This window comes from Pseudoalteromonas sp. HF66, assembly GCF_011806445.1.
GTDB classification, from domain to species: domain Bacteria; phylum Pseudomonadota; class Gammaproteobacteria; order Enterobacterales; family Alteromonadaceae; genus Pseudoalteromonas; species Pseudoalteromonas apostichopi.
The window spans coordinates 50,524-64,197 of the sequence record NZ_JAATOU010000011.1; the positions used below are offsets into that span (position 1 = coordinate 50,524).

At 40.3% G+C, this 13,674-nt stretch carries 13 protein-coding genes and 1 pseudogene; 10 read left to right on the plus strand and 4 right to left on the minus strand.

Features of this window, described 5'->3' with window-relative positions:
* Positions 1–6: 6 nt before the first annotated feature.
* The 8 genes and pseudogenes from argC (at position 7) to HCZ11_RS12255 (ending at position 8,020) form a co-directional block, all read left to right on the plus strand.
* Positions 7–1,017, plus strand: coding sequence for an N-acetyl-gamma-glutamyl-phosphate reductase (gene argC, locus HCZ11_RS12220; RefSeq protein WP_167658534.1), 1,011 nt, complete (start codon positions 7–9; stop codon positions 1,015–1,017).
* A complete protein-coding gene (gene argB, locus HCZ11_RS12225; RefSeq protein ID WP_130050656.1) occupies positions 1,017–1,778 on the plus strand; it encodes an acetylglutamate kinase in 762 nt (253 codons plus the stop codon). Before argC ends, argB begins: the two co-directional genes overlap by 1 nt.
* Before the next feature lie 7 nt (positions 1,779–1,785).
* Positions 1,786–2,706, plus strand: coding sequence for an ornithine carbamoyltransferase (locus HCZ11_RS12230; RefSeq protein ID WP_130050657.1), 921 nt, complete (start codon positions 1,786–1,788; stop codon positions 2,704–2,706).
* Between the two features lie 9 nt (positions 2,707–2,715).
* On the plus strand, positions 2,716–3,918 hold the full coding sequence (locus HCZ11_RS12235; protein WP_130050658.1) for an argininosuccinate synthase: 1,203 nt from the start codon (positions 2,716–2,718) through the stop codon (positions 3,916–3,918).
* Positions 3,919–3,970: 52 nt separating this feature from the next.
* A pseudogene (gene argH, locus HCZ11_RS12240) lies at positions 3,971–5,835 on the plus strand (argininosuccinate lyase).
* A gap of 251 nt (positions 5,836–6,086) precedes the next feature.
* Positions 6,087–6,293 carry a hypothetical protein gene (locus HCZ11_RS12245; RefSeq protein ID WP_119852416.1) on the plus strand — a complete coding sequence of 69 codons (207 nt, stop codon included), beginning with the start codon at positions 6,087–6,089 and terminating at the stop codon, positions 6,291–6,293.
* An 83-nt stretch (positions 6,294–6,376) separates the two neighbouring features.
* On the plus strand, positions 6,377–6,841 hold the full coding sequence (locus tag HCZ11_RS12250; protein ID WP_167658535.1) for a hypothetical protein: 465 nt from the start codon (positions 6,377–6,379) through the stop codon (positions 6,839–6,841).
* 645 nt (positions 6,842–7,486) lie between these two features.
* Positions 7,487–8,020 (plus strand): hypothetical protein, encoded by a 534-nt coding sequence (locus HCZ11_RS12255; RefSeq protein ID WP_167658536.1) that lies wholly within the window; start codon positions 7,487–7,489, stop codon positions 8,018–8,020.
* A gap of 10 nt (positions 8,021–8,030) precedes the next feature.
* Here the strand turns inward: HCZ11_RS12255 and HCZ11_RS12260 are convergent, their stop codons facing one another.
* Positions 8,031–9,407 carry a capsule assembly Wzi family protein gene (locus HCZ11_RS12260; protein ID WP_167658537.1) on the minus strand — a complete coding sequence of 459 codons (1,377 nt, stop codon included), beginning with the start codon at positions 9,405–9,407 and terminating at the stop codon, positions 8,031–8,033.
* A complete protein-coding gene (gene coaD, locus HCZ11_RS12265) occupies positions 9,404–9,886 on the minus strand; it encodes a pantetheine-phosphate adenylyltransferase (RefSeq protein WP_130050664.1) in 483 nt (160 codons plus the stop codon). Before coaD ends, HCZ11_RS12260 begins: the two co-directional genes overlap by 4 nt.
* A gap of 217 nt (positions 9,887–10,103) precedes the next feature.
* On the opposite strand from coaD, the gene HCZ11_RS12270 reads away from it, so the two are divergent.
* Complete coding sequence (locus HCZ11_RS12270) at positions 10,104–10,757, plus strand: TetR/AcrR family transcriptional regulator (protein ID WP_130050665.1); 654 nt, start codon at positions 10,104–10,106, stop codon at positions 10,755–10,757.
* A gap of 108 nt (positions 10,758–10,865) precedes the next feature.
* On the plus strand, positions 10,866–12,323 hold the full coding sequence (thiI, locus tag HCZ11_RS12275) for a tRNA uracil 4-sulfurtransferase ThiI (RefSeq protein ID WP_130050666.1): 1,458 nt from the start codon (positions 10,866–10,868) through the stop codon (positions 12,321–12,323).
* A 93-nt stretch (positions 12,324–12,416) separates the two neighbouring features.
* On the opposite strand, the gene HCZ11_RS12280 is transcribed toward thiI, so the two are convergent.
* Both HCZ11_RS12280 and HCZ11_RS12285 read right to left on the minus strand, forming a co-directional pair.
* The gene (locus HCZ11_RS12280) at positions 12,417–13,310 is read right to left on the minus strand and encodes a ketopantoate reductase family protein (protein WP_167658538.1); all 894 of its coding nucleotides are present in this window, start codon (positions 13,308–13,310) and stop codon (positions 12,417–12,419) included.
* Positions 13,303–13,653, minus strand: a complete 351-nt coding sequence (locus HCZ11_RS12285) for a VanZ family protein (RefSeq protein ID WP_130050668.1) — start codon at positions 13,651–13,653, stop codon at positions 13,303–13,305. Before HCZ11_RS12285 ends, HCZ11_RS12280 begins: the two co-directional genes overlap by 8 nt.
* Positions 13,654–13,674: the final 21 nt, after the last annotated feature.

The following is a 13,674-nucleotide window of genomic DNA, read 5'->3' on the forward strand; positions in this document are numbered from 1 at the left end:
TAAGCAATGAATGTAGTGATTATTGGCGCAAGTGGTTATAGCGGCGCAGAGCTAGCAAGTTTAGTTGCTAAGCACCCAAAACTGACCCTGAAAGCATGTTATGTATCTGAAGGAAGCTTAGATAAAGGCAAATTATTAAGCGATTTATATCCAGAGCACCTTGGATTGTTAGAGTATCCACTACAGCCTCTGACTGCCCAAGCGTATAAGGATATCGAAAGTAATGCGGACTATGTATGTCTATGTACAGATCACAAGGTAAGCGTTGACCTTGCACCACAATTTTTAGCCATGGGTAAAAAAGTATTCGACCTGTCTGGTGGTTTCCGTTTAGCTGGGAATGAGGATTACCTAACTTATTACGGTTTCGCACATGAACACCCTGAGCTTTTAGAGCAAGCGGCTTATGGCTTAGCTGAATGGAATAGCGATGCTATAAGTACAGCAAAGCTTGTTGCTGTAGCAGGTTGTTACCCAACAGCAGCACTCAATTCTTTAAAACCACTTAAAGAAGCTGGTTTATTAGCTGAGCAAGCCATTATTGTTAATGCTGTGTCTGGAGTTACTGGCGCAGGTAGAAAAGCCAGTGTTAATACGCATTTTTGTGAAGTATCACTTGCCCCTTATGGTTTATTTAATCACAGACACACACCTGAGATTGAGCAGCACCTTGGTCACCCTGTGTTATTCACCCCTCATTTAGGTAATTTCCCCCGTGGAATTTTAGAAACTATTTATGTGCAATTAAAGCCAGGTGTGACAGCAGAGCAAGTGGATGCAGCATATCAAGTGTTAGCTAATGAGCCTTTAATCCGTTTACTTGGAAATAAAGTTCCGAGTATTAAAGGCGTGGCTAAACAACCATTTGTTGATATTGCATGGCAACAAAAAGGTGAACAACTCATTGTTATGTCAGCAATTGATAACCTATTAAAAGGCGCGGCTGGGCAAGCATTACAGTGTATTAATTTAGCTATGGGTGAACCTCACCACACTGGTTTAGTAGGAGCGCTGTAATGAAAACTTGGATCATTAAAGTCGGTGGTGCTGTGCTAAATAGCGCTGATGCTGCAAAAGCTCTTTTTGATGTTTTAGCCACTGAGCAACAAGATAACTTTGTCATTGTGCATGGTGGTGGAGCCTTGGTTGATGCTTGGCTTAAAGACGCAGGCTTTGTAACAGCAAAACATCAAGGCTTACGTATTAGCCCAAATGAGCAAATGCCTTATATTGTTGGCGCCCTGGCAGGTTGTGCCAATAAACAATTGATGAGTCAAGCAATCAGCGCTGGCCACAAACCTGTGGGTTTAAGCCTTTATGAAGCGGGTGTACTGGTATCTGAAAAACTTAAAGTATTGGCGCAAGTTGGCCAGTGTTCAGGTAGTTGTGACAGCGTATTGCCAAGCTTACTTGGGCAAGGTCGTTTACCACTGGTGAGCTCTATTGGCTTTGGCGAAGATGGTCAATGGTACAACGTCAATGCGGATGAAGCCGCGGCGGCTATTGCTAAAGAACTCGATGCAGAACTTATTTTTATGACTGACGTAGAAGCTGTGCTTGATGCAAATAAGCAGCCACTACATCACCTTAATACGCAGCAAATCGAAACACTAATCCTTGAAGGAGTTATTCAGGGCGGGATGGAGGTCAAAGTAAAGACCAGCCTTCTTGCTGCCCAACATTTACGACGTGGTGTGTATATCTCCAGCTGGCTAAAGCCAGAAAATTTAGTCGCCTTATTAAAAGGCGAGCATGTAGGAACAAAAATTACACCATAGGTATTTCATGTTAAAAAATTTCTTAAACGGTCTTGAATTAGATCAAAAGGGCGCTCTTAAATTACTTAATTTAGCGCAAAAAATTAAAGCAAATCCAGCAGACTTTAGCCAAGCATTAGCAGGCAAATCTGTCGTTACACTTTTTGAAAAGCCAAGTTTACGTACACGTTTATCATTTGATATAGGTATTAATAAACTGGGTGGTCACGCGGTTTATCTAGATTCACAAAACGGTGCTATGGGTGGTCGTGAATCGGTTAAAGACTTTGCTCTCAATATGTCAGCTTGGGCTGATGGCATTGTTGCTCGCGTGTATGCACACAAAACATTGACTACGCTTGCTGAGTATTCATCTGTGCCTGTAGTGAATAGCTTATGTGATTTATATCACCCATGCCAAGCACTTGCAGACTTTTTGACGCTACAAGAAGTACATGGCGACGTAAGTAAGCTTAAGCTTGCTTACTTAGGTGAAGGTAACAACGTAACACACTCTCTCATGTTATTAGCTGCCACGTTAGGCACTGATTTTGTAGCTGTTTGTCCTAAAGGTAGCTCACCGGATTCACAAATTCTTAAGCAAGCAGAGCAAATTGCAGCGATGAATGGTGCTTCGGTAATGGTCAGTGACAGAATTGAGGCGGCAGTCGGAGCAAATGCAGTCTATGCTGATACCTGGGTTTCAATGGGTGATAAAACACCGCTTGAGCAGGTGAAAGCTAAATATATGCCTTATCAGCTCAATCAAGCCCTATTAGAGAAAACGGGTGCGCAAACTGTACTGCATTGTCAGCCAGCGCATCGTGAGTTTGAAATTACCTCTGAGGTAATGGATGGCCCAGCATCAAAAATTATTCAACAAGCAGAGAATCGTATGCACGCGCAAAATGCTCTACTTGTCACATTATTAAATCCAAATTTTGTTTAAGGAACACCAATGAGTTCAATTAAAAAAGTCGTATTAGCCTATTCTGGTGGTCTTGATACATCGGCAATTGTGCCATGGTTAAAAGAAAACTACGGCTGTGAAGTAATCGCGTTTGTTGCTGATGTAGGCCAAGGTGCTGAAGAGCTTGAAGGCGTTGAAGAAAAAGCAATTGCTTCGGGTGCCTCAGAGTGCCACATCGTTGACTTAAAAGACGAAATGGTAAGTGATTATATTTACCCAACATTAAAAACGGGTTCTATTTACGAAGGCACTTATTTACTAGGTACGTCTATGGCACGTCCGATTATTGCTAAAGCACAGGTTGAAATTGCCCGTAAAGTAGGTGCTGATGCGCTTTCGCATGGTTGTACAGGTAAAGGTAATGATCAGGTACGTTTTGAATCATGTTTCGCTGCCCTTGCACCAGATCTAAAAGTCATTGCACCATGGCGTGAGTGGGACTTATCAAGTCGTGAATCATTACTTGATTACTTAGCAGAGCGTAATATTCCGTGCTCTGCATCTGCGACAAAAATCTATAGTCGTGATGCTAACGCATGGCACATTTCTCACGAAGGTGGAGAGCTTGAAGATCCATGGTGTCAACCAAGTGAGCAAGTATGGACTTGGACAAACTCACCTGAGCAAGCGCCTAATGAAGCAGAATATGTGACATTAAATGTTGTTGAAGGTGAAGTGGTTGCTGTAAATGGCGAGTCACTTAAACCATATGACTGCTTAGTTAAATTAAACGACATTGCTGCGCCACATGGTGTAGGTCGTGTTGATATTGTAGAAAACCGTTTAGTCGGTATGAAGTCTCGTGGCTGTTATGAAACACCAGGGGGCACAGTGATCATGGCTGCTCTTCAAGCGATTGACGAGCTAGTATTAGACAAATCAAGCCGTAAGTGGAAAGAAGTACTTGGTGGTGAGTTCTCTCACTTAGTCTACGACGGTCGTTGGTTTACACCATTAAAAGACTCGATTCTAGCTGGTGCTGAATCACTGTCTAAGTTAGCAACCGGTGAAGTGGTGCTTAAGCTTTATAAAGGCCAAGTAACTGCGGTACAGAAAAAATCACCGAATAGCTTATACAGTGAAGATTTCGCAACCTTCGGTGAAGATGATGTATATGACCAATCACATGCAGAAGGCTTCATTCGTTTATTCTCGCTATCAAGCAGAATCTCAGCACTAACGAAAAAGTAATTTAATTATTGCCCTGCACGGCAGGGCAATAGCCGAATTTGGAGACAGTTCAATGGCACTATGGGGCGGACGTTTTTCTACGGGTCCAGATGAAGCGTTTAAACAATTCAACGATTCACTTCCTTTTGATTATCAACTTGCAGAGCAAGACATTATTGGTTCAGTTGCTTGGGCTGGAGCGTTAAAACAAGTTAACGTACTTAATCAGCAAGAATACGATGACCTAGTTGCAGCACTTAATAAGCTGCTAGATGAGGTTAAAGCAAATCCACAAGCAGTAGCTGTCGCAGGGCATGAAGACATTCATTCTTATGTTGAGTCTGCGCTAATTGATAAAGTGGGCGACCTAGCTAAAAAGTTACATACAGGTCGTAGTCGTAATGACCAAGTCGCGACCGATTTCCGCTTATGGTGTCGTGATACAGCTGAGCATATTCTTGAAGCAATCGCAGAGCTGAAAGGTGAGTTTATTGCCTTGGCTGAGCGTGAACTAGGCACTATCTTACCAGGTTACACACACCTACAGCGTGCACAACCTGTATTATTTAGCCACTGGTGCATGGCCTATGTTGAAATGCTTGAACGTGATGAAAGCCGTTTAACCGATGCTAAAAATCGTATGAATTATTGCCCTCTTGGTAGTGGTGCTTTAGCTGGAACGGCGTACCCAATTGATAGGCAAATTCTTGCTGAAGGGTTAGGTTTTACCGGTGCAACACGTAATAGCCTTGATGCAGTATCTGATCGTGACTTTGTGGTTGAGCTACTAAGCTGCGCATCAATTTCAATGATTCACTTATCGCGTATGGCAGAAGACTTAATTTTCTATAACTCTGGTGAAGCAGGCTTTATTGAGCTTTCTGATGGGGTAACATCAGGCTCTTCACTTATGCCGCAGAAGAAAAACCCAGATGCTCTTGAGTTAATCCGTGGTAAAACAGGCCGTGTTTTTGGTGCATTCAGTGCCATGATGATGACACTTAAAGCGCTACCACTTGCTTATAACAAAGATATGCAAGAGGACAAAGAAGGCTTATTTGATGCAATGCCGACCTGGTTGGCATGTATTCATATGGCACAGGCGTGTATCAAAGGCATCAAAGTTAATGCTGATAAAACATTAGCAGCAGCAAAAGGTGGTCACTCAAATGCGACTGAACTTGCTGACTATTTAGTGGCTAAAGGTATTCCATTTAGAGAAGGTCATCATATTGTTGGTACGCTCGTGCAAATGGCTATTGCACAAGGGAATAACTTAGAAGATTTAAGTTTAGAGCAATTTAAGTCTGTGCATAGCATTTTCGAGTCAGATGTATATGCTGTATTAGAAATAGACGCCTGCATTAAAGCAAGACAAGCACAGGGTGGCACCTCTATCGAGCAAGTAACGAGTGCCATTAAATACGCAAAAAAAAACAGCAAATAGCGGTACGTGACGCAACCTTAAATGATGTTGAGTCTATTGCTAAGCTAATTCAGCATTGGGCAACGGTAGGTGAAAATCTACCACGGGCTAAGAGCGATATGATTCACTCAATTAATGAGTTTGCTGTCACTGAAGTTGAAAACCAAGTGGCTGGCTGTGCCTCGCTATATATTTACGATACAGGTCTTGCTGAAATTCGTTCGCTTGGTGTGAGCCCTGAATCACGTATTGCTGGGCAGGGGCGTCGACTTGTTGAACATTTGCTTAAAAAAGCTAAAAGCTTGGCGCTTAGTCGCGTAATTGTTCTGACGCGGGTGCCAGAATTCTTTGCAAGCCAAGGCTTTATCTTTTGTAGTAAAGATAGTTTGCCAGAAAAAGTGATCAAAGATTGCGAGCTTTGTCTTCGCAAAGATAATTGCGATGAAGTAGCGATGGAATATATTTTAAAGCCAAGTAATAGCGCGGTGATCCCGTGTAAACACCTGGCTTAATTTCCCTGGATAAGAAAAACGCACGGTTACCCCTGTGCGTTTTTTTATGCCTGAAATTTTGGTTTATTAACTTTTATGATCAAAAAAGATCACTTTTAGAAAAGTTGGATCGTTAATTGCTTTTATTATCGACGCGGCGACAATGTCGCGTTAAAGTATAAAAAAGCGTCAAAAAAATGAGAACGCTTAACTCAGCTTGCAAGCTATTGTAAGCTGTACTGAAAAAACAATTAACTTAAAGGAATTAACTCATGCAAATTTCAAACAATAGCCAGTTGCAAATGCAAGCATACAGCCAAATGCAACAAACAAAGCCTGCTTTGGAACAAACTACTAGTAATAAAACCCTGCAATCTGATACAGTAACTTTATCAAGTGAAGCCTTGGCTTTATCTGGTGGTGCTGAGATCCAACGTGGTGGCGGCGGCCTAGTTTTCCCAGATAAAAAAGAGACATAATTTTTGGAAAAATAAGTTAGATGTATTTTGATTTAAGCTCGCTCGGTTTACATTTCGACACGATTATAGTTTTGGGAATGCTGATGGCGTTCTTACTTAATTTGTTTTTCTATGTAAGTGAGCTTAATCAAGATAAGTCTTTGGTAATAACTTCTTTCTTCATGGCTGTTTCATACTTTAGCAGCAACCATTTCATTGAACTTGAAAGCTCAAATACAAATTTATACATAGAATGGTTTGTGTATGATCTTGTCACTCTTATTTTTATAGTTGTTTCACATCGATTCTTATCAAAAACTTCTATTGCTGCTAAGTATATTTACGTTGGGTTAATTATTAATAGCGTTTTGTACGCGCTCATTCATATTGATTTAATTGTACTTTGGAATCGAGAGGTTTGGTGGTTTTGGACCTTTTATTCTATTGGTGTCAATGTTGTAGATTTTTTAATGATTGTTGCCTTAATTACTAATAAAGACTTTTTATTTGTTGGTAAAATTAAGAACTACTTATTTAAAAAGCAAAGAAAAAGTAACCTTGGATACTAGATAACAAAAAGCTATTCATAAATATTTTTACGTTTCACCTATTCCCTACCGTCGATTTAATTTCTAGTTGTGGTCTTAATCTAATTATGAATATTAGTAATTTAATAATAACTATTCAGCAAACATTAGGCACATATCTAGCCACATTAATTATGTGGGGTTTTTTGATGACTTTTTTATTTAATATGGTCAGTCGTTCCTCAATTGTTAGTAAAGATAAGACGTTGATGTGGATCTCGTTAGCGATATTTCTTTCTTACTTACTAACAGACCCACTAGTATCTATGGCTTTTGAGATAGAGTCGTTGAGATATGCTTCTATTTTTATTATTTGGTGCCTTCTAGATTTGGCATGCTTGGGTATCATTCTTCTTATAACTAGAAACAGTTCAATAGAAAAGTTTCCAGCCAAGTTGTATGTGATTATTGGTTTGCTTACGAATAGCTGCTTGTTTTTTTGCTTATACCTAGATGTTAGTGTCTACGGAAATGAAGAAAGGTGGTGGTTGTGGGATGTATATACGGTCACAGTAAATGTGATGGATTTAACAATGCTGGCTGCCTTGTTAACTAATAAAGACTTCTTTAAATTAGTAGCATTGTTAAAATTTTTTGGGATTAAATGTACCACTCAGCGAGAGTTAAATGCTTAAACTAATCCAAGACAATTTTGGAGTGTACCTCGCAGCATTTATCATGTGGGGTTTCTTGATGTCCTTTCTTTATAACATGGTAAAGAAATCATCTGCGCCAAATGGTGACAAAACAGTGATGTGGATCTCACTTGCACTGTTTATTTCTTACATGATGAGTGACCCATTACTCAATATAGCGCTTGGCTATAATATTTTAGATTCAAGTTTTGCCTATGTGATTTGGGCGCTATCTGATTTAACAATACTATTAGTTGTGTGGTTAATTACTCGAAAGCGAAATCTTACTCAGGCTCCTGCAAAGCTTTATGTATACATTGGGCTTTTAGTTAACTCATCACTGTTTTTAGGCATGTATTTTGATATTAACTATGCCTATACAGGAAGCTGGTGGTTTTGGAATGTCTATAGTATCACAGTGAACCTGATGGACATTATGATGCTCATTGCACTTTTCAGTAATAAAGATTTTCTGGGTTTTGTTAAGCTTTATCGGAAAGTTCAAGGCCAAGCTGGAGCAGCTTGACCTCAATTCGTTAGAAACGGTATTCCCAACTGGTTCTAAGGGCTGTGTTTGTTTCTGACTCATCACCTATTTCATCTTTTGAAATAAGCCCTGTCACTTTCCACAAACCATTAAACATAGATTGTTGATAACCGAGCTCTAACTGTAACTGACTCATCTCAGATGCGACCTCAGCGTGTGTGGTTTCGCTTTCAATCCAACGTAACTTTGCATGGCCACCATAGCCATTTAAAGTGTGGTAATAGGCACCAAGGATAGCAGATTTACTTTGCAGTGGTGTTGAGCTGCCAAGTAAACGTGAGCGTTGTGTATAGCTGCCAGAGCCATATACGCAATCGCTAATTTGCTCACAAGTTTGCTCTGTATTTGAGTATTCAAAATAACTCTTTAGTAAATCCTCTGTTGAACCAAAGTAGCTTTCAACACCCAGCGTATAGAATGGCTCGCTCGGTGCTAAGCCACTTTCATTTCGACCCATTACTTCAGCATAAAATGCCACAGGCTGCGTCATTAGAGTTGTAGAATACTTAACATCTAAACTGGTTAATCGGTGTGTTGATTCACTGCTTTCGAGTGTAACAGGGTCAATTTCTAAGCTAGTTAAATAATCAGAGCCAGCACTATTAATAGCAACTTCAAGCCCTGTTAATGGTGTACTTGCAAACCTTAACGCCCAAAAGTCACCGTCTTCGGAATTATTAAGAAATGGCTTTTGTTTGGCGTAAATTCCCGTTAATTGCCAGTTACCTACAAACGATAACCAACTTGGGCCTACATATTGCGTATTCGCTCTCGTAAAGCGCAGGCCTTTCATTGGCGCGGCATTATTTGATAGCAGTAGGGCGTTATCGTTACTTGGCCCCCACCAATGACTTACTTGTTCAGCACTGATTGACCAATTACCTAGTAAAACTGCTAAATAGCTATCTTGATAGGTCACATGTTGTTTATCAAGTGCATCATCGGCGTAATTAACACTGACCTTAGCACTTACGCGCTTCCCTGTGATAGAACCATAGCTATTTATGCCACTTTCTTGCTGGTGGCGTTTACCAAACCCTTGCTGGGTGAGTGGTTCGCTGTTGTAATTCAGGCGAATGCCTGAGCTCGACTTTTGTTTTGCATTATCAAGGGCATGCTTAACATGCTGATAAGCAAATAAGCTCTGCTCATCAAGTTGACTGGTATCTGCAATGTTTAGATCACGTGCAATACCTTGCCACATTAAGGGGTAACTATTAATAGGTTGTTTTATGACACCTTGGTTAAATAGCATTTCGATTGAAGCACGAAGTAAAGGGTCGTCGCTTTCTATCCATGGTTCTGCAAGACTTGGCGCAGAGCACATTAGTAATGCAGTTAAGCTAATTAACTTTTTTAATTTCATCCGTGAATTTTTTCCTGTAGTGCTTTGGCTACGATAGGGTCAACAAACTCGCTTACATCACCATTGTGGCGTGCTACTTCTTTGACTAGAGTAGATGAAATAAATGAATTTTTTTCTGCAGGTGTCAAAAATACACTTTCTAGATCTGGATTTAGTCGACGATTCATATTTGCTAACTGAAATTCATAATCAAAGTCAGACACTGCACGAATACCTCGAATAAGTACTTCGGCTTTATGCTCGCGAGCTAAATCAGCTAATAAGCCAGAAAAGCCAATCACACTTACATTATCAAGGTGCGCTAAGATTTTATTGGCAAGCTCAACACGCTCATCGAGTGTAAAGCACGGCTGCTTACTAGGGTTATGTGCAATAGCAACAATAACTTTTTCGAACATTTTTGCAGCTCGATGAATTAAGTCGGTATGGCCATTTGTAAGGGGGTCGAAGGTACCCGGATAGATTGCAGTAACGTTCATAACTATCAGCGATTTATAAATTTGCCTGCTATATTAACAGTGTTTTCTCGACTATGCAGCTTAGAAAATACGCGTATCGGATTAGGAACCTTCACCTATATAAGGTAGTAAACCGATTGAGGTTATTATTTTTCAAGGTAGTATTTAATTGCCACGCATTTGTTTATACTGCTTGGCTGGGGAACGTAATAATCATAAAAAACAGAGTAAATAGGCTATGAGCACAAAGGACAAAATCATACACACCAGCATTGAGTTATTTAATCGCCACGGTGAGCGTGCCATAACAACCAACCATATCGCCTCGCATATGGGGATAAGCCCAGGAAACTTGTATTATCACTTTAAAAATAAAGAAGATATTATTCGTCACATATTTGCTTTGTACAGCGACCATCTACACACTCATTTCAAGCCACTGACTCCTGATGACGATGCGCTTGAAAACCTAGCGGGTTATCTTGATTCGTTGTTTGAACAAATGTGGCGCTTTCAGTTTTTCTACGACAACTTAGGCGATATTTTATCTCGTGATGAAGAGCTGAAAAAAGGCTACATTGCGTTTCAAACTGAGCTTTTAGAGCAAGTTAAAGATGTACTTTTTGCATTACGTGAAGGCGGTGTTATTTGCATTGCAGACGAAGATGTTACAGAGCTTGCGCATATGCTTAAAATGACTGTGAGCTTTTGGACGCCTTATATCAAAGCTCGCCGCTTAAGTGGTGAACTTGCCAGAGCTGATATTTATAACGGTATTTTAAAAGTATTACTGCTATTAAAAGCTCATTGCACAGAGCAACATCTAGAGCAAGTTAACCAATTAAGAGCTAAGTATTTAGCCCTTGCTGAAACAGAGCAAAGCGAACAATAATCCCGCAAAGCAGTTTATTTCCTAGACGCTATAATTTTTGTTATAATCGCGCGCCCTTGAGGTTGCTTAACCTTGGGGCGTGTGAAATCCACAGTCTAAGAGTGAACTATGCTTAAATTTATCGTCAAACTACACCCTGAAATCGCGATCAAGAGTAAATCTGTTCGTAAACGTTTTACCAAGTTATTAGAAAATAATATTAAGATCGTTTTGCGTCGCGTTGACGAAAAAGTTCAGGTAAGAAACAACTGGGATAATATCTCTGTTGTCAGTTTGCTAGACTCTGAGCAAGTTCGCTTAGATATTATCGATGGCTTAAAACGCATTCCAGGTATCGTACAGTTTATTGAAGTAACAGAAACAGACTTCGACTCAATCGACGATATTTACCAAAAAGCACTTGAACTAATCGGTCATACCATTGCAGGCAAAACATTCTGTGTGCGTTGTAAACGTTCAGGTAAGCATGATTTCACCTCAAGCGATGTAGAGCGCTACGTAGGTGGTGGCTTAAACCAGCATGTTGAAGGTGCACGCGTTAAATTATCTCACCCAGAGGTGACAGTTCGTTTAGAAGTGCGTGATGATAAAGCTTATATCGTTACTCAAACTCACTACGGTATGGCAGGCTTCCCGCTACCAACACAAGAAGATGTACTATCGCTAATGTCGGGTGGCTTTGACTCAGGTGTTGCAAGCTATCAAATGATCCGTAAAGGTGCACGTACTCACTTCTTGTTCTTTAACCTAGGTGGTGCGGCTCACGAAATCGGTGTTAAGCAAGCGAGTTACTACATCTGGAAGCAGTTTAGCTCTACTCATAAAGTGAAGTTCGTTACGGTTGATTTTGAACCTGTAGTCGCTGAAATTTTAGAAAACGTTGAAAACAGCCAAATGGGTGTTGTTCTTAAACGTATGATGATGCGTGCAGGTAGCCAAGTTGCAGAAAAGCTAGGTGTACAAGCACTGGTAACTGGTGAAAGCATTGGTCAGGTATCGAGCCAAACGCTTGCTAATTTAAGTGTTATTGACCGTGTAACTGAAACCTTAATTATTCGTCCGTTAATCCAACACGATAAACAAGATATTATTAATATTGCACGTCAAATTGGTACGGCTGAAATGGCAGAAAGCATGCCTGAGTACTGTGGTGTTATTTCTAAGAAGCCAACAGTTAAAGCAAAAATCAAAACGATTCTTGCTGAAGAAGCTAAGTTTGACTTCGACGTGCTAAATACGGTTGTTGAGAATGCCCGTGTGATGGATATTCGCGATATCGACACCGAAGCAAAAGAAGAAGTGAAAGAAGCTGAGTCTGTATCTGACTTACCAGAGGGGGCAGTTGTTGTTGATATTCGCTCACCTGAAGAAGAAGATGCAAATCCATTAGAGCTTGAAGGTATTGAAGTTGTTCATTTACCTTTCTTCCGCTTAGCGACTAAATTTGGTGACTTACCAAAAGATAAAGAATATTACTTATATTGTGCTAAAGGTGTGATGAGCCAGCTACAAGCGCTGATCCTTCACGAAGAAGGCTACAGCAACGTAAAAGTGTATCGCCCGTAAGGGATAGTGATAAAAGCGCGACATGTTCGCGCTTTTTTAATGCCGAAAATAATTGCGAGAAACGAAAGCTAGTAACTTTACTCTTTCCCTTAGCTAACTTTTTATTTTTATCATGCTAAGCATTGCTTGATTATAAGGTGTTTTTACGCCTAATTTAGCGCCTTGTTCACACACATAACCACAAATTGCATCAATTTCAGACTCTCGATTATGGCTGATGTCTTGCTGCATAGAAGAAAAGTTTTCAGCGGTTGCCGTCATCACTGAATAGGCTTGGTCCAGTGCCTCGCTAAGCTTTACGTCAACACCTTGTTTATTGGCAACAAGGCATGCTTCATTGAGCAAGTTAATGATACGAGTACTAAATTGCGGTGCACGTAATTGGCCATTTTTAATGTTATGAATCGCTGTTAACGGGTTTATGGCAATATTCACTAACAGCTTTTGCCAACGCAATGAGTGGATATCATCACTAACAGAAAAGTGTGGTAAATAGCTAAACTGCTGCTTTAGCTCATTGAGCTTTCCACTAGCAGCGATATTGCAAGCACCCAGCACGCTTTCGCCATTACCAGTATGGCTCACACTATAAGGCGTTGTTTTAAAGCCAGCTAAACGCGTTGTTAAAAACGCTAACCCTTGAGAGTCTAACAACAGGGCATTAACTTCATCAACATTACCCATACCATTATGAGAAATAACGATTTGGCATTTTTTACTAAGGTAAGGTTTTACTTGCCCAAAGGCAGCTTGCACCTGAAATGCTTTAACTGTGATTAATACTAAGTCAAAGGGGGCGAATTGACTAAGCTCTTTGTGGTGAATAAGGCGAGCTTTAATTGGATGTGATTTACCATTACTGGCTTGATAAAAGCGCGTGGTCAGGGTTGGCTTACGGGTCAGTAATGTAATGTCATGTTGTGCAGATAAAAAATGGCTAAATAACAAGCCAATCGCACCGTCGCCAACAATTAATATGTTAGCCATTACGTTGCTTACTACCTACATGAAAACCAAGTTTTATAATAAAATAGCTTACAGCACCGATAAAATCAGCGACAAAATCCCCAACCGAAGCTTGACGGTAAGGCAGCATATCTTGCATAAACTCTATGGCCGCACCATATCCGGCTAATAGTAAAATTTGCACCAAAAGAGGCAATTTAAAGGCTTTGTCCATCACCATAGCCAGTACAAAGAAAATACCAAAATGCGCCACTTTATCTACGTGTGGAAAGAGGTTGCTCACCCCTTTAATTTCTTTGGCAAATAAAATTGTAAAGCCAATAATGCTGGCTAAAAAGATAACTTGGTAAACACGCCTTGTCACAATAAACCCTAAAAATGCCGA